The organism is Pseudomonas sp. EA_35y_Pfl2_R5, from assembly GCF_963970805.1.
Classification (GTDB): domain Bacteria; phylum Pseudomonadota; class Gammaproteobacteria; order Pseudomonadales; family Pseudomonadaceae; genus Aquipseudomonas.
Map to the genome: position 1 here is coordinate 38,802 of NZ_CAXAOW010000001.1, position 17,583 is coordinate 56,384.

Annotated in this window: 12 protein-coding genes; 8 read left to right on the forward strand and 4 right to left on the reverse strand. The window is 61.6% G+C overall.

The window, feature by feature from the left end; translation table 11 throughout:
* The first annotated feature begins 37 nt into the window (after positions 1-37).
* Positions 38-235 carry a YjfB family protein gene (locus AACX99_RS00155; protein WP_339408831.1) on the forward strand — a complete coding sequence of 66 codons (198 nt, stop codon included), beginning with the start codon at positions 38-40 and terminating at the stop codon, positions 233-235.
* A 42-nt stretch (positions 236-277) separates the two neighbouring features.
* Here AACX99_RS00155 and AACX99_RS00160 read toward each other — a convergent pair whose 3' ends face one another.
* Entirely contained in the window at positions 278-1,930 is a 1,653-nt protein-coding gene (locus AACX99_RS00160; RefSeq protein WP_339408832.1) for a phytoene desaturase family protein, read from the reverse strand.
* A 126-nt stretch (positions 1,931-2,056) separates the two neighbouring features.
* Between AACX99_RS00160 and AACX99_RS00165 the strand changes: the two genes are divergently transcribed.
* A complete protein-coding gene (locus tag AACX99_RS00165) occupies positions 2,057-2,593 on the forward strand; it encodes a PadR family transcriptional regulator (protein WP_339408833.1) in 537 nt (178 codons plus the stop codon).
* An 86-nt stretch (positions 2,594-2,679) separates the two neighbouring features.
* Positions 2,680-3,930 (forward strand): HD-GYP domain-containing protein, encoded by a 1,251-nt coding sequence (locus tag AACX99_RS00170; RefSeq protein ID WP_339408834.1) that lies wholly within the window; start codon positions 2,680-2,682, stop codon positions 3,928-3,930.
* 103 nt (positions 3,931-4,033) lie between these two features.
* Here the strand turns inward: AACX99_RS00170 and AACX99_RS00175 are convergent, their stop codons facing one another.
* Together AACX99_RS00175 and AACX99_RS00180 are read right to left on the reverse strand one after the other, a co-directional pair.
* A complete protein-coding gene (locus tag AACX99_RS00175; RefSeq protein ID WP_339408835.1) occupies positions 4,034-5,644 on the reverse strand; it encodes an FMN-binding glutamate synthase family protein in 1,611 nt (536 codons plus the stop codon).
* A gap of 62 nt (positions 5,645-5,706) precedes the next feature.
* Positions 5,707-6,552: a 23S rRNA (adenine(2030)-N(6))-methyltransferase RlmJ gene (locus AACX99_RS00180; RefSeq protein WP_339408836.1), complete on the reverse strand. Its 846-nt coding sequence runs from the start codon at positions 6,550-6,552 to the stop codon at positions 5,707-5,709.
* A 123-nt stretch (positions 6,553-6,675) separates the two neighbouring features.
* Here AACX99_RS00180 and AACX99_RS00185 point away from each other — a divergent pair, with 123 nt between their 5' ends.
* The 5 genes from AACX99_RS00185 (at position 6,676) to selO (ending at position 16,683) form a co-directional block, all read left to right on the forward strand.
* Positions 6,676-7,719 carry an NAD(P)H-dependent flavin oxidoreductase gene (locus tag AACX99_RS00185; protein ID WP_339408837.1) on the forward strand — a complete coding sequence of 348 codons (1,044 nt, stop codon included), beginning with the start codon at positions 6,676-6,678 and terminating at the stop codon, positions 7,717-7,719.
* A 280-nt stretch (positions 7,720-7,999) separates the two neighbouring features.
* Entirely contained in the window at positions 8,000-9,817 is a 1,818-nt protein-coding gene (locus AACX99_RS00190; RefSeq protein WP_339408838.1) for an acyl-CoA dehydrogenase, read from the forward strand.
* A gap of 144 nt (positions 9,818-9,961) precedes the next feature.
* Entirely contained in the window at positions 9,962-11,707 is a 1,746-nt protein-coding gene (locus AACX99_RS00195) for a potassium/proton antiporter (protein WP_339409637.1), read from the forward strand.
* A gap of 88 nt (positions 11,708-11,795) precedes the next feature.
* Positions 11,796-15,146, forward strand: a complete 3,351-nt coding sequence (gene mscK / locus AACX99_RS00200; protein ID WP_339408839.1) for a mechanosensitive channel MscK — start codon at positions 11,796-11,798, stop codon at positions 15,144-15,146.
* Between the two features lie 76 nt (positions 15,147-15,222).
* Complete coding sequence (selO, locus tag AACX99_RS00205) at positions 15,223-16,683, forward strand: protein adenylyltransferase SelO (RefSeq protein WP_339408840.1); 1,461 nt, start codon at positions 15,223-15,225, stop codon at positions 16,681-16,683.
* A gap of 87 nt (positions 16,684-16,770) precedes the next feature.
* Here the strand turns inward: selO and AACX99_RS00210 are convergent, their stop codons facing one another.
* The gene (locus AACX99_RS00210) at positions 16,771-17,466 is read right to left on the reverse strand and encodes an aspartate/glutamate racemase family protein (protein ID WP_339408841.1); all 696 of its coding nucleotides are present in this window, start codon (positions 17,464-17,466) and stop codon (positions 16,771-16,773) included.
* Positions 17,467-17,583: the final 117 nt, after the last annotated feature.

The following is a 17,583-nucleotide window of genomic DNA, read 5'->3' on the forward strand; positions in this document are numbered from 1 at the left end:
GAGTCGATTGTTTATCGAACCTGCGGGAGTTTGCCCCATGGAACTAAGTAAAATCGCTAGCGCGGTTTCCGCCGCCAACGCCAGCCAGGCGTCGGCACAGATGTCGCTGCTAATCCTGCAAAAAACCCTGGAGCTGCAAGCCGAGAGTGCTGCCAGCATGCTCCAGAGCATCGCCCCGGTCAGCGCCCCGAGCAATCCACCCAACCTGGGTAACAGTGTGGATATCAGCGTCTAGCCTCATCCAACTTCACGAATGCCAGCCAATGGTGCCTATCAGCTAGCGCTCCAGGCTGGCGGTTTCTTGAGATTGCACTGGCTCGCTATGCCGCCAGTTTTTCAACACTCCGGCAACCCGGTAGCCGCGCCAACCGAGCATGCGCGTAGCAGTCAGCACCCCGGCCATCAGCGCACCGCCAACCCCAGCAGTAACCGTATCGGCACCGGTCAGATACAGCCCCTTGATCGGCGTCTGGCTATGAATCCAGTGCTGATCAAAGCGTTGCACCGTATGGTCGATCCCATAAATCTCGCCCTGCTCGTTCCACTGATACCACTCGGTGGACAGCGGCGTGCCCAGCTCGCAAAAATCCAGCGTACCGCGCAGTTGCGGCTGATGCTGATAGAGGGTTTCCAGCAGTTGCTCGGTGAGCTGCGTCTTGAACGCCTCGTAGTCAGCGCCGCGCTTGCCCCAGGTCGTACCTTTCCACTGGGCGAACCACTGTGGCTGGGTCGGCGCGACAATTTCCACCGTGGCCTTGTTCGGGTAATGCGCATCCCAGGCCGGATCTTTTGCCGAGGGGAAGCTGATGTAGATCAGCGGCATCGCCGGGTTCTGCCCGGCCATAAAGCTGCTGACGTTGTGATCATGATCGTGGGTTGGGTAAACCCAGTAGTTGGTCTTCGGCAGCTTCAGCTCGGCGGCGCTGCCCTTGAAGCCGGCATACAGGCACAGGGTGGCGGCCGACAGTTTGACCTTGGGCAGCTGCTTTAGCAGGCCATATTCGCTCGCAACCTGATGATCAATCAGACGGGTATAGGTCGGCACCAGGCCGGCGCAGCTGACGACCTGCGGGGCGCGAATCTCGAAACCATCCTTGTGCATGCGCACGCCCACCGCGCGGCCTTTCTCCACCAGAATCTTGTCGACCCCGGCATAGGTGAACACCTGGCCGCCGGCCGCCTCGATCACCGGGATGATGGTTTCGGAAATTTTTATCGCACCGCCCACCGGGTAGTTGCCGCCGGTGATGTAGTGCTTGGCGACCATGGCGTGCATAACGAAGGCGGCCTCGGCCGGTGGCAGACCGTAGTCACCCCACTGCGCGGTGAGTACGCCGATCAGCTCCTGGTTATCAGTCAGGCCTTCGAGCACTTCGCGGGTGGTCTTGAAGAAGTAATCCGGCAGCCACAGCCGACGCAGCTTGCTGTAAAGCATGCCCAGTGAACGTGGCAGCGCTTGCCCGGCGAAGAAGCGCGGCACCTTGGCGCTGACCTCGCTCAGCAGGTCGACATAACGCTCAAGCACCGCGCCTTCAGAGGGGAAGTGACGCAGCATCTCCGCCTTGAACTCCTCACGCCCGGCCACGTAGTCGTAGGTCTTATCGTCAATGACGATGCGGTCATAGTGGGCATTCATCGGCGCCCATTCGAGCTTGCCGTCAGAAATCACATCGAAGATGCGGCGGATCGCCGACCAGGGTTTGTGCACCTCGCCGATATAGTGCACGCCCACATCCCACTCGTAGCCTTCGCGCTCATAGCTGTGGGTGTAACCGCCGGCGGTGTAGTGCTGCTCCAGCACGCACACGCGCTTGCCGAGCTTGGCCAGCAGCGCGGCGGTGGTCAGGCCGCCGATACCGGAGCCGATGATGATGGCGTCGTAATCACCCTGAACCAGGCGCGGACGGAAGCGGGTACCGGTGCGTTTCATGGGAAGCTCCTGCGTTATTCTTGTTATGCAATTTTTTGCATACTAGACAGCGATTGGAGTCAGTGCAACTTTTTGCATAATCCGTATACTGCGGCGCACCTCAATAGCAGCCGGTGAAACCCGCCTATGTCGCTCAAGCACGCCATCCTTATCCTCCTGGAAAGCGAACCCGGCAGCGGCTACGACCTGCTCAAGCGCTTCAAGGATGGCCTCGGCTACTTCTGGAACGCCAAGCACCAGCAGGTCTATCTGGAGCTGAAAAAACTCAGTGAAGCCGGCTGGCTGGAGTTCGAAGCGCAGGCCCAGGACACCCGCCCGGACAAGAAGAACTACCGCCTGACCCCCGCCGGCCACGCCGAGCTGCTGCGCTGGTTGGGCGAGCCGGTGCTGCCGAACAAGATCAACGATGCGCTGCTGGTGAAGTTGTACGCGGGCGCGCATACCTCGCTGGATAACCTGCGCGAGGAAATGAGTCGGCATGTGGCCGTGCACCGCAAGACCCTGGACAGCCTGCTGAGCATCGAGCGCGACTACCAGGCCCTGCCCACCGAGCAACGCAAGGCACTGCGCCTGCCCTACCTGACCTTGCGCCGCGGCATTCTCGGCGAACAATCCTGGCTGGCCTGGGCCGATGAGGTCGAACAGGAACTGCGGAAAAGCTAAGCACCGCAGAACTCACTGCCGATTGCTGCCAGCTCATAGGCAAACCGCTAGACTGCAAGCCAATAGCCACCATCGCCGATATCCGCATGCCTGCGACCTCCGCCTATATCTCCCCCGATCAGCTGTGCGTCGGCCTATATATCCAGCTCGAACTGGCCTGGTGGGAACACAACTTTGCTTTCAGCAATTTCAAGATCAAGGACGAGGGGCAGATCAAGGCCCTGCGCGCCCTCGGCCTGGAGCGCCTGCGCTATGACCCGGCGCGCAGCGATTGCCCGCCGCCGGATGCCACTGCGGCCCCGGTTGCAACCGAGCCCGTAGCTGCGCCAACGCTCAGCCCGCAACAACAGGCCAGTCAGGCCCGTGCGGAAAAGCTCAAAGCGTTGCGCAAGCGCCTGGTCGAGGTCGATCGCAAATTCGTCCAGGCCAGCCAGCAAGTCAAAACGCTTAACCAGACCCTGCGCAGCCGCCCGGAAGATGCCGTCAAGCAGGCCGGCGAGATAGTCGGCGCGATGGTCGAAACCCTGCTCGGCGGCAGCGGCGTGGTGCTACACAGCATCAACAGCAAGGCCGCCGAAGACAGCTACTTCCATTCACTGAATGTCACGGTACTGGCCCTGCTACTCGGCCGCCAACTCGGCCTGGACAGCGAGGACTGCCATATCCTCGGCCTAGGCGCACTGCTGCACGATGTCGGCAAGCTGGAAGTACCGAGCAAGGTGTTGCTGAAAAGCGAACCGCTGACCCGCCCGGAGCAACAGCTACTGCAGCTGCACTGCGAATTCGGTCTGCGCATGGGCCAGAAGCTGATGCTCGACGACGAAGTGCTGCGCATCATCAACGAGCACCACGAGTACTGCGACGGCAGCGGCTACCCGCGCCAGCTGCGCGAGGCCGCCATTGGCCGGCTAAGTCGCCTGGTGTGCATTGCCAACCAGTTCGACAACCTCTGTAACCCACTCAACCCACGCGACGGCCTCAGCCCGCACGAGGCCCTGGCATTGATGTTCAAGCAATACAGTGCGCGCTTCGATGCGGTGGCGCTAAAGGCCTTTATCCGGGTAATGGGCATCTATCCGCCAGGCTGCCTGGTGCAACTGGACGACCAGCGCTACGGCCTGGTACTGGGCATGAATCCGAGCCAACCACTGAAGCCGACGCTGATTGTCTACGACGCCGCAGTGCCCAAGAACGAGGCCCTGATCATCGATCTGGAACAGGAACCGCGCCTGGGCATCGCCGCCTGCCTGCGTCCGTCCCAGCTACCACGCGAGGCGCTGGAATACCTTAACCCGCGCCAGCAGCTGAGTTACTTTGTCGAGCCCAGCAACAAATAGGCTCTGTTTGGCGCAACCGTGACACCAGCCCCGGCTACCGCCAACATGCAACATCAGGCGACGTTGCATCGCCCGTTCCGGGCCGCCCACGGCTTTACCGCACTCACTGCGCCGGTGCGAAACTGCCGACCTGCGCCATCTGCCACATCCGCGAATAGAACTCCCCGGAGACCTCGCCACTGAGCAACTCACCCGGTTTAAGGAATACATGCAGCTGCGAGTACAGCTTGATCTCACTCGCTGACATGCGCCGCACCAGGTGCTTGGCCTCCACCTGCGAGGGATGCTCAAGGCCGGCGGCGGCGAGCATCTCCGCCAACGCCTTGAGGGTATTGCGATGAAAACTGTGCACGCGCGCGGCCTTATCCGGCACCACTAATGCCCGCTGGCGCAGGGCGTCTTGCGTGGCCACGCCAGTCGGGCATTTGTTGGTATGGCACGACTGACTCTGAATACAGCCGATGGCAAACATAAAGCCACGGGCCGAGTTGGCCCAATCAGCCCCCAGCGCCATCACACTGGCAATATCGAAGGCGCTGACAATCTTGCCGCTGGCGCCTATACGGATGTGCTCGCGCAAACCGATGCCAACCAGGGTGTTATGCACAAACAGCAGCCCTTCTCGCAGCGGTACGCCAATGTGGTCAGTAAATTCCACTGGTGCAGCACCGGTGCCGCCCTCCTTGCCATCGACGACGATAAAGTCCGGTAGAATTCCGGTCTCTAGCATGGCCTTGGCAATCCCCATGAACTCCCACGGATGGCCCAGACAGAACTTGAAACCCACAGGTTTGCCCGCCGACAGCTCGCGTAACTGAGCGACAAACTGCAGTAACTCAATAGGTGTGGAAAACGCACTGTGGCTCGCCGGCGACACACAATCCTGGCCCATGGGCACGCCGCGAGTCTCGGAAATTTCGGCAGTGATCTTGTGCTTCGGCAGAATCCCACCGTGCCCTGGCTTGGCACCCTGGCTGAGTTTGACCTCAATCATCTTCACCTGCGGGTTAACTGCCTGCGCTGCAAAACGCTGCGGGTCAAACTGGCCATTGTCCTGGCGACAACCGAAGTAACCGCTGCCCAGCTCCCAGACCAGATCGCCGCCATGTTCACGGTGATAGGGGCTGATGCTGCCCTCACCGGTGTCGTGATAAAAACCGCCGAGTTTGGCCCCTTGGTTCAATGCGCGGATCGCATTGGCGCTGAGCGAGCCAAAGCTCATGGCCGAAATATTGAAGACCGATGCTGAGTACCGCTGCGTGCACTGCGGTCCGCCAACGCTGACGCGAAATGCACAGGGATCAGCATGCGCGGCCGGCAACATCGAGTGACCGATAAACTCGAAGCCACTCTGATACACGTCAGTCAGGGTGCCGAAGGCCTTGTCCGCACTCTGGTTCTTGGCCCGCGCATACACCAGCGAGCGCTGTGCCCGCGAAAACGGCAATCGCTCGCTATCAGACTCCAGCAAGTATTGGCGGATCTCCGGGCGAATCCCCTCAACCAAATAACGGATGTTACCGAGGATCGGGTAGTTGCGCCGCACCGCATGGCGACTCTGCAACAAGTCATTCACCCCCACCGCACTGAGCAGCCCGGTTATCAGCAACACGGCCCATAACCAGGCATGCCCCGTAACAAACGGTAAACCAGCGATTGTGAACAACACACAGAAGGCAAAGAAGGCGTAGCGATTCAACAACGACAAGCTCATACAGGCTCCTGCGGCATCAGCGTGATAATAGGCGCGAGCGCACCTACCTACAGTTGCAGAGCTTAGGCAGCTTTTTCCTCAATCAACCAATCCATACGCCAGCCGCTCTGGCTCTGCGCCAGGTGCTCGGCCAGCCACGGCAGGGTCTGCTTGAGCTCATCCTCCAGGCCCCAGGGCGGATTGCTGATCACCAGGCCGGAGCCATTCAGCCGCGTCGGCTCATCGGTTGAGTGCACATAGAGCTCCACCCGCAGCAGCTTGGGCGCTTTGCTCTTTTCCAGGTCGCTGTAGAAACGGCGCAGTTGACGCAGGTCCTTGATCGGGTACCAGATCGCCACCACCGCCTGGCGCATGCGGCCGATGGCTTCACTCAGGGATTGGGCACAACGCTCCATCTCATCGACCTGCTCGAACGGCGGATCGATCAGCAGCAGCGCGCGCTTCTCGCGGGTCGGCAGCAGGGCGCGCGGCACGTACCAGCCTTCGCCCAAGTGCACCGCAACGCGGCGGTCGCCGTGCATATTTTCCTTGAGCAGACGACCATCTTCCGGGTGTTTCTCGTTCAGATGCAGGCGGTCCTGTTCGCGGGTCAGCAGGCGCGCAAGCTCGGGCGAGCCTGGGTAATGGCGCAACTCGCCATCCGGGTTCATCGCCCGGATCACTTCCAGATAATCCAGCAGCGGGTCCGGCACATCCGTGGCCTGCCACAACCGCGCAATGCCCTCCAGCCACTCGCCGGTGCGGCTGGCTTGGTCGCCACGCAGGTCATACAGACCGATGCCGGCGTGGCTGTCGAGGTAGGCGAACGGCGCCTCTTTGCGTGACAGCAGGGCAATCAGACGACTGAGGACATAGTGTTTCAGCACATCGGCATGGTTGCCGGCATGGAAGGCGTGACGGTAGTTCATTTGGGCGAGCTCCTGTGGCCGCACAGTTTAACAGGCCGCCCTGAGCCCGACAGCCGCATTTGCCCGAGGGCCTCGGCAAGGGTTAGGGTGTCTCGCCACCCAGACCAAGCCAAGGAGAACGGCATGTCATTGCAAGCGCTATTAGGTACCGAGCTGCCCCTGATCCAGGCCCCCATGGCCGGCGTACAGAACCACAGGCTGGCTGCAGCCGTATCGAATACCGGCGCGCTTGGCTCACTGCCCTGCGCCATGCTCGACGCGGACGGCTTGCGCAAGGAGCTGCAGGCCCTGACTGGGGCAACCCGCAAGCCCTATAACCTGAACTTCTTCTGCCACACCCCACCACCTGTTGATAACGCACGTGCAATCACCTGGCGCGAGACGCTGAGCCCCTACTACGCCGAGCTGGACATTGACCCAGCAAGCATCGCCAGTGGCCCTGGCCGTCTACCGTTCAGTGCAGAGATGGCCGACTTGCTGGATGAGTTTCGCCCGGCGGTAGTGAGTTTTCACTTCGGCCTGCCCTCGACCGAACTGCTGGCGCGGGTCAAGGCCTGCGGGGCCAAGGTGCTCGGTTCGGCGACCACGGTGGAGGAAGCGCTGTGGCTGCAGGACAACGGTGCCGATGCAATCATCGCCCAGGGCCTGGAAGCCGGCGGCCATCGCGGCATGTTTCTCAGCGACGAGTTGAGCAGTCAGCTCAGCACCTTCGCCCTGTTGCCGCAGATCGTCCAGGCGGTGCGCCTGCCAGTGATTGCCGCTGGCGGTATCGCCGATGCCCAAGGCGTGCGTGCAGCCATGACCCTTGGCGCGGCCGGGGTGCAGATCGGCACCGCCTACCTGTGCTGCGATGAGGCCAGCACCAGCGCCATCCACCGCGCGGCTCTGCACAGCCCGGCGGCGCAGCACACGGCCCTGACCAACCTGTTTAGCGGCCGACCGGCGCGCGGCATCGTTAACCGGGTGATGCGCGAACTGGGGCCAATTAGCCCACTGGCACCGGCATTCCCCTTGGCCACAGCGGCCATTGCACCGCTGCGGGCCAAAGCGGAAAGCCTGGGCAGCGGCGACTTCTCACCACTCTGGGCCGGGCAGAATGTCAGTGGTTGCAAGCCCATCGGCGCAGCTGAACTGACCCGTGAGCTGGCTCAAGGTTTGACCCCGTAAGCACGACCGCGACTGCATAACCTCATCCACCCTACTCGATCGCTCCGGCCCCACGCGCAGTTATCACGCTTATTGATAGTGCTGGGAGCAGCACCCGCGGCTGCTTAGAATCTGTTTCGGATCTCGCGAGCTAGAGCGAGACAAGGCAAAAACAGGCGAGGAAGCGGAGTTTACGAGCTGTAAGTGAGCATTCCGAGCCTGTTTTTAACGCAGTATCGCCGACGCGCAGCAGAGACGAGACAGGTTCTAGACTCGGCGCATCGCCACCGGAGGCACACCCATGTCCGAGTCCCTGCTCAGTTCCCGCAACCTGGCCTTTGAGCTGTATGAAGTGCTGGACGCCGAAGGCCTGACCCAGCGCGAGCGCTTCGCCGAGCACAGCCGCGAAACCTTTGATGCAGCCATCGACACCGCCCGCAGCATCGCCGAGAACCTGTTTGCCCCGCACAACCGCAAGAACGACGAACATGAGCCGGAGTATGTCGACGGTGCCGCGGTGCTGATCCCCGAGGTGAAACCGGCAGTGGACGCCTTCCTCGAAGCTGGCTTTCTCAATGCCACCCGTGAGTTCGAAGTCGGCGGCATGCAGCTGCCCAACCTGCTGTCGCAGGCGTGCTTCGCGCACTTCCAGTCGGCCAACGCGGCGACCACCTCCTACCCATTCCTGACCATGGGCGCGGCCAACCTGATCGAGGCATTCGGCAGCGATGAGCAGAAACAGCGCTTTCTGCAACCGATGATCGACGGCCGCTTCTTCGGCACCATGGCGCTGACCGAACCGCATGCCGGCTCCTCGCTGTCGGATATTCGCACCCGCGCCGAACCGGCGGGCGATGGCACGTACCGACTCAAGGGCAACAAGATCTTTATCTCCGGCGGCGACCATCCCCTCTCGGAAAACATCGTACACATGGTGCTGGCCAAGCTGCCGGACGCGCCGCCCGGGGTGAAGGGCATCTCGCTGTTTATCGTGCCCAAGTTCCTGGTCAACGACGACGGCTCACTGGGCAAACGCAATGACGTGGTCTTGGCTGGCCTGTTCCACAAGATGGGCTGGCGCGGCACCACCTCCACCGCATTGAATTTCGGTGACAGCGGCGATTGCGTCGGCTACTTGGTGGGCAAGCCGCACCATGGTCTGGCCTATATGTTCCAGATGATGAACGAGGCGCGCATTGGCGTCGGCATGGGTGCGGTGATGCTCGGCTACGCCGGCTACCTGTACTCGCTGGACTACGCCCGCCAGCGCCCGCAAGGTCGCCTACCCGACGGCAAAGACCCGGCCTCCAGCCAGGTGGCGATCATCGAGCACGCCGACGTGCGGCGCATGCTGCTGACCCAGAAAGCCTACGTGGAAGGCTCCTTCGACCTCGGCCTGTATGCCGCGCGCCTATTTGACGACACTCAGACCCTGGCGACCGAGGAAGAGCGCCGCAGCGCCCTGGAATTGCTCGATCTGCTGACCCCGATCGTCAAATCCTGGCCGTCGGAGTTCTGCCTTAAGGCCAACGAACTGGCGATCCAGATCCTCGGTGGCCACGGCTATACCCGCGATTACCCGGTGGAGCAGTACTACCGCGACAACCGCCTCAACCCGATCCACGAAGGCACCCACGGCATCCAGTCCCTCGACCTGCTCGGGCGCAAGGTCTCGATGAATGGCGGCGCAGCGCTCAAGCAGTTGCTCAAGCTGATCCACGGCACCTGCCAGCGCGCCGAAGCCCATGCCTCGCTGACCGCCCTGCGCCAGCCGCTAGAGCAACTGCTGGCGCGCCTGCAGACGGTGACACTGGCACTGCTGGGTGATTTGATGAGCGGCAAGGTCAACCAGGGCCTGGCCAACTCGGCACTGTACCTCAAGGTCTTCGGCCATATGGTGATTGGCTGGCGCTGGCTGGAACAGGCAATCCGCGCAGAGGAAGGCCTGGCCCGACTCAATAACACCGAGGGTACCGCCGCTGATGCCGAGTTCTACCAGGGCAAGCTGCAAGCAGCGCGTTATTTTCTGACCTGGGAAGTGCCAAGCTGCCACCACGACCTGGCCATCCTCGAAGCCCGCGATGACACCTGTCTAGGCATGCAGGACGCCTGGTTCTAAACCTTCAGTCGGCGCTGTACTTATCACAAGACGCCCCGCTGAATGCGGGGCGTTTTTTTGAGCGAGGCACGAAGGCAACGGTTAGAATCTCTGGCACGCGCCATGCGTAGTGGCACGTTCACCAACCCGCACGGAGTTCGCGCCTTGGATGCCAGCACCATCAACAACCTGTTTTTGATCGGTGGCTTGCTGGTGGCAATGAGCATTCTGGTCAGCGCGTTCGGCTCGCGCTTCGGCATCCCGATTCTGGTGATCTTTCTCGGCGTGGGCATGCTCGCCGGCACCGACGGCCCTGGCGGCATCATCTTCGACAACTACCCGCTGGCCTACCTGGTCGGCAACCTGGCGCTGGCCATCATCCTCCTCGATGGTGGCATGCGCACCCGGGTATCGAGCTTTCGCGTGGCCTTGTGGCCATCCCTCTCACTGGCCACCGTTGGTGTGTTGATAACTGCCGGGCTGACCGGCGTGGCCGCAGCATGGCTGTTCAAACTGACCTGGATGGAAGGACTGCTGATCGGCGCCATCGTCGGCTCCACTGATGCCGCGGCGGTATTTTCCCTGCTTGGCGGGCGCGGCCTCAATGAGCGGGTCAGCGCCACCCTGGAAATCGAGTCCGGCAGCAACGACCCGATGGCGGTATTTCTTACCGTGACCCTGATCGCCATGCTCGGCAGCGGCCAACAAGGGCTGAGCTGGGATCTGCTGCTGCAGTTGCTGCTGCAATTCGGCATCGGTGCGTTGCTCGGCCTGGGTGGCGGCTGGTTGCTGCTCAACCTGGTCAACCGTATGGAGTTGGCCAACGGCCTCTACCCTTTGCTGGTGGTCAGCGGCGGGCTGATTATTTTTGCCGTAACCAACGCCATTGGCGGCAGTGGCATTCTGGCAATCTACCTGTGCGGCCTGCTACTAGGCTACAAACCGATCCGCTCACGCCATGGCATTTTGCATATGCTCGACGGCCTGGCCTGGTTGGCGCAGATCGGCATGTTCTTGGTGCTGGGCTTGCTGATCACCCCCAGTGAGCTGCTGCCGATTGCCCTGCCAGCCTTGATCTTGGCGCTGTGGATGATCCTGTTTGCCCGGCCACTGTCGATTTTCATCGGCCTGCTGCCCTTCAAGGGGTTCCATGACCGCGAACGCGCCTTTATCGCCTGGGTTGGCCTACGCGGCGCGGTGCCGATCATTCTTGCGGTGTTCCCGCTGATGGCCGGCCTGCCAAATGCCCAACTGTTTTTCAATGTGGCGTTCTTTATCGTGCTGGTCTCGCTGCTCCTGCAAGGCACCAGCCTGCCCTGGGCAGCCAAGCTGCTGCGCGTCACCGTACCGCCGGAGCCGGCACCCGTGTCGCGCGCCGGACTGGACGTTCATCCGACCAGCCAGTGGGAGCTATTTATCTATCGCCTTGGCGCAGAGAAATGGTGCATCGGCGCGCCCCTGCGTGAGTTGAAGATGCCCGAAGGCACACGCATCGCCGCGCTGTTCCGTGGCAAGGAGCTGTTGCACCCCTCCGGCAGCACCACCCTGGAAGCCGGCGATCTGCTCTGCGTGGTCGGCCATGAACACGACCTACCCGGCCTCGGCAAGCTGTTTAGCCAGGCACCAACGCGCGGCCAGGACCTGCGCTTTTTTGGTGATTTCGTACTCGAAGGCGATGCCGAACTGGCCGCCGTCGCCGCACTCTACGGCCTGCAACTGGAAGGCGCCGAGGGCCAGCTGCACCTAGGCCGCTTTATCGCCCACAAGATTGGCGGCTCGCCGGTTATCGGCGACCAGGTGGAATGGCAAGGCCTGACCTGGACGGTGGCGGCCATGGCAGGGAACAAGATCCGCAAGGTCGGCGTCAGATTCCCCGAGGGCAGTCGTCCCGGCCCTGGGCTCTTCCTCTAACCCACCCCAATAAGCCGTTTTCGACGGTACAGGCGCCGCTCCGCACGCCTGTTAAACTCAGCCTCTTTTCGAGCCAACGAACGTCACTATGCCTTCTCTTCGTACTTATCTCGCCGTCGCCCTACTCGGATTGTGCCTGAGCGCCCCCCTGCTGCACGCCGCAGTACCGCCGAACCGCGCTGACGTACAAAGCAACCTGGATAACCTGGCCGAGCGCAAATTGCCGGAAGCCGAGCAGCAGGCCATCAAGCAGACACTGGAAAAAACCCTGGCGCTGCTCGATGAGCAAGCCGACAGCAAGAAACGCCTGGCTGACCTGGAGAAGCAACTGCAACAGGCCCCGCGTTTGATTGGCGAGGCGCAACGCGATTACGAACGACTGAAAAACAGTGCGCCCACGGCGGTGAACCTGCGCCATGGCAGAAGTACCCTGCAGCAGCTCGAACAGTTGCTGGCTGAGCGCAACGCGCAACTCAACGAGTGGCAGAAGCAGATCATCGAAGCCAACAGCCTGGTGATCACCGCGCAAACCCGCCCGGAACGCGCACAGGCAGAGATCAGTGGCAATCAAACCCGCAATCAGGAAATCAACAGCATCCTCAAAAGCGGCCGCGAAGGCAGCAAGCCACTGAGCAACGAGCGCCGCGACCAACTGAATGCCGAACTGGCCAAACTCGAAGCGCAAACCCAGCTGCGCCGCCAGGAGCTGGCTGGCAACAGCCTGCTCCAGGACCTCGGAAACAGCCGCCGCAACCTGCTCGATGAGCGCATCAAGCGCCTGGAAAAAGAGCTGCTCGACCTGCAGAACCTGATCAATGAAAAGCGCCGCAACCTGTCCGAGCAAACCGTCGCAGAACAATCGCGCGAGGCCGAGAAAGCCGGCAGCGGCACCGTACTGGCTCGCGAAAGCGCGCTGAACCTGAAGCTTTCCGACTACCTGCTGCGCGCCACCGACCGGCTCAATGAACTGACCCGCCTGAACCTACAGACCAAGCAGCAGCTCGACAGCCTGAACCAGAGTGACCAGGCCCTGGCCGAACAGATCAGCGTGCTGCAAGGCAGCCTGCTGCTCTCGCGCATCCTCTATAAGCAGCAGCAAGCCCTGCCGACACTAAAGCTCGACAGCACACTGCCCGACCAGATCGCCGACCTGCGCCTGTACCAGTTCGAGCTAAACCAGCAACGCGAAGCTATCAACAACCCCAGCGTATATGTCGATGGCCTGCTCACCGATAGCGCGACCGATACTGCGGCCCTGCGCACCGATCTACTGGAAATCATTAACACCCGTCGCGAACTGATAGACCGCCTGAACCGCGAGCTGAATGCTCTGCTCAACGAGTCGATCACCCTGCAACTGAATCAGAAGCAACTGAAAAGCACCGCCGAAACCCTGCGCACCACCCTCGACGAGCAGATGTTCTGGATCCCCAGCAACAAGCCGCTGAATCTGGAATGGTTCAAATCCGTACCGCGCCTACTGGAGCGACAGATCGCCGACCTGCCCTGGGGCTCCACTGTGCGCCAGCTGGGCGCCGGCCTGACCGAAAGACCACTGTTGTTTTTGCCGCTGCTGCTGCTGATTGTCGTGCTGTTGTGGCGTCGTGGTTACCTGTACCGCAAGCTCAGCGAGCTGCATCAGGACATCGGCCACTTCAAGCGCGACAGCCAGCTGCACACGCCCATGGCCATCATGCTCAACGTACTGTTGGCGCTGCCCGGCACGCTGTTTCTGGCCTTGTGCGGCTTTGCTCTGCAGATGGATGCCCGCGGACAGAACGCCAATCTCGGTGAAGCCCTGTTCCAGATGGCCCAGGCCTGGCTGGTGTTCTACACCCTGTATCGCATCCTCGCCGATGGCGGGGTGGCCGAACTGCACTTCCGCTGGGGCCGTCCGCAGGTAGCCTTCCTGCATCGCCAGGTGCGCCGCCTGGGCCTGGTCGTTATGGCCATGGTGGCCGTAGTGACGGTGGCCAAACACCAACCCGCCGGATTGGGCGATGATGTGATCGGCCTGACCGTGGTGTTGACCTGCTATGCACTGATGGTCTGGCTGCTGCACAAACTGCTGCTCACCGGCCCGGCACGCGAACATGCCTCGGCCTTCCGTATGCTGATCGGCATAGTCCTGAGCCTGTTACCACTGGCGTTGATCATCGCGGTCGGCCTCGGTTACTACTACACCGCGCTGAAACTCAGCGACCGCCTGATCAACACCCTGAACCTACTGGTGATCTGGTTGGTTATCGAAGCCACTTTTGTCCGTGGCCTGGGCGTGGCGGCACGTCGCCTGGCCTACCAACGCGCTACAGCGAAACGCCAGGCGCAGAGCAAAGACAGCGGCGAAGGCACGGAAATCGTGGTCGAGGAACCGACCCTGGATATCGAACAGGTCAACCAGCAATCGCTGCGACTGATCCGCCTGGCTTTGCTCGGCACCTTTATCGCTGGTCTGTACTGGGTCTGGGCGGACCTGATCTCGGTGTTTGCCTACCTCGACAACATCGCCCTCTACCAGTACAGCAGCGGCAGCGGTGATGCCGCCACCCTGGTGCCGATCAGCCTCAGTGATGTACTCGGCGCACTGGTCATCGTCGGCATCACCATCGCGCTGGGCCGCAACCTACCTGGTTTGCTCGAAGTGTTGGTGCTATCAAGGATGAAGCTGGCCCAGGGCAGTGCCTACGCCACCACCACCCTGCTGTCCTACCTGATCGTGGCCATTGGCTTTGTCACCACCCTGTCGACCCTCGGCGTCAGCTGGGACAAGTTGCAGTGGCTGGTCGCCGCCCTGTCGGTGGGACTGGGCTTTGGCCTACAAGAGATCTTCGCCAACTTTATCTCCGGCCTGATCATCCTGTTCGAGCGGCCGGTGCGGATTGGCGACGTGGTGACCATTGGCAACCTGTCCGGCACCGTGAGCAAGATCCGTATTCGCGCCACCACCATCACCGACTTCGATCGCAAAGAAATCATCGTACCGAACAAGACCTTCGTCACAGACCAGTTGATCAACTGGTCGCTCAACGACACCGTTACCCGGGTTATCGTGAAGATCGGCGTAGCCTACGAAACCGACCTGCCGCTGGCACGCAAGCTGATGATGCAGGCCGCCGAGGAAAACCCACGCGTACTGCGCGACCCGGCGCCGTTGCTGTTCTTCCTGACCATCAGCGCCAGCACCTTCGATTACGAGCTGCGCTTCCATGTACGTGAACTCGGTGACCGCAACGCCGCTACCGACGAAATCCTCACGCGCATAGCCCTGAGCTTCCGTGAGCACAACGTGGAAATGGCCTTCAACCAGGTCGAAGTGATGATCAAAAATCTGCAGGGTCAGGAGCTCAACCTAAGCAGCGGACAGCTCATAAACGCCGGGGCAGCTGCCGCCGCGAAACAAGAGCAACTGCCGCCCGCTCCTTCTGTAGACCCGCTGTAAGTCTGTTACTCGCCCGCCGCCGCGGGCCTAAACCCTCATCATCGCCGGGCCGCGCCAGCCCGACCGGAGTCTGACTTTGAAGTCGCTCATCGAGCTGCAATTCGATAACCGTTTCGCCCGCCTCGGCGACGCGTTCTCCACCCACGTATTGCCTGAACCGATTGCCGAACCGCGCTTGGTCGTCGCTAGCCCGGCGGCCATGGCCCTGCTCGATCTCGAACCAAGCGAGGCCGACAGCGACGTGTTTGCGCAGATCTTCGCCGGGCACAAGCTGTGGAGCACCGCCGAGCCACGCGCCATGGTCTATTCCGGACACCAGTTCGGTGGCTACAACCCGCGTCTAGGTGATGGACGCGGCCTGCTACTCGGGGAGGTAGTCAACGACGCTGGCGAGTACTGGGACCTGCACCTCAAAGGCGCCGGGCAAACGCCTTATTCACGCATGGGCGACGGCCGCGCAGTGCTGCGTTCATCGATCCGCGAATTTCTCGCCAGCGAACACCTGCACTCCCTCGGCATCCCCAGCTCCCGAGCGCTGTGCGTGACCGGCTCCAGCACCCCTGTGTGGCGCGAGAAGCAGGAAAGCGCGGCCATGGTGCTGCGCCTGGCACCCAGCCACGTGCGCTTCGGTCACTTCGAATACTTCTACTACACCCAGCAGCATGAGCAGCTCAAACAGTTGGCCGAACATGTGCTGCACAACCACTACACCGAATGCCAGCAGCAGGAGCAGCCCTACCTGGCGATGTTCCACGCGATCATCGAGCGCAATGCGGCAATGATTGCCTACTGGCAGGCCTACGGTTTCTGTCATGGGGTGATGAACACCGACAATATGTCGATCCTCGGCATCACCTTCGATTATGGCCCCTACGCCTTTCTCGATGACTTCGACGCCCAGCACATCTGCAACCATTCCGACGACACTGGCCGCTACTCGTTCAGCAACCAGGTACCGATCGCTCAGTGGAACCTCGCCGCCCTCGGCCAGGCCCTCGTGCCGCTGGTCGATGTCGACGCGCTTCGTGAGACGCTCGGTCTGTTTCTGCCGCTGTACCAGGCGCACTACCTCGACCTGATGCGCAAACGCCTGGGCCTGCTCAGTGCCGATGAAGGCGACGAAGCCCTGGTGCAGCGTCTGCTGCAACTGATGCAAAGCAGCGCAGTGGATTACACGCTGTTCTTCCGCGAGCTCGGCGACAGCCCGGCAGCGCAAGCCGTCGCGCGCCTGCGCGACGAGTTTACCGATCTGGCCGGTTTCGACACCTGGGCCGCCGACTACCTGACGCGCAGCGCTGAGGATGGCGATAACCCAGCGCAGCGGCGCGAACGCATGCACGCGGTCAACCCCAAGTACATCTTGCGTAATTACCTGGCCCAGCAAGTGATCGAGGCCGCCGAACAGGGCGACTACGCCCCAGTACGCGAACTGCATCAGGTGCTGTCACGCCCCTTCGACGATCAGCCCGGTTTCGAACGCTACGCCGAGCGCCCGCCCGAGTGGGGTAAGCATCTGGAAATCAGCTGCTCGTCCTGAACCGAACCTAGGGTGGATGGCGCTTTTTTCATCCACCAACCGTTAACGGTGGATGGATGAAAAAAGCGCCATCCACCCTACGAGCGCCTACACCCGCAGCATCCACTCCAACCCCATGGCCACATGCAACTCGGCGCTGTCGAGCAACGGCAGCGGCGCATCCAGGCCGTCCAGTAACAGGCCGATCTCGGTGCAGCCCAGGATGGCCACCTCGGCGCCCTGCCCCTGCAACGAGCCTAAACAGTCCAGATAGAACCCCTGCGCCTGCGGCAGAAACTGGCCCTGGCACAGTTCGGCAAAGATCACCCGGTCGATTTCCGTCATCTGCGCCGCGTTCGGGGTCATTACTTCAATGGCAAAGCGCTCAGCCAGGCGTTGGCGGTAGAACTCCTCCTGCATGGTAAAGCGCGTACCGAGCAAAGCGGCACGGCGTACGCCCTGGCGCTGCAGGGTTTGGCCGACGGCATCGCCGATATGCAGCAAAGGAATCTGCACTGCCGCTTCAATAGCCGGCGCCACCTTGTGCATGGTGTTGGTGGCCAACAGCAGGGCCGTTGCACCCGCCTGTTCGAGGCCCCGAGACGCCTGCGCTAGGACCTGCCCTGCCGCCTGCCAGTCGCCGCGCCGCTGCAGTTCGGCGATATCGGCAAAGTCCACCGAATGCAGCAGCAACGGCGCCGAATGCAAACCACCGAGACGTTCACGCACGCCCTGATTGAGTAACCGGTAATAGCTGGCCGTGGACTCCCAGCTCATCCCCCCGAGAATGCCTAACTGACGCATACCACCTCCTGCTCGTTAAAGCCTTGAGCCTAATCCGCGCCCCCTCCAACGCACAGACACAGTCCACGCTAGAGCAGCCGGTACAGCCTTATCTATTAAATCGAAAAGGCATATAAA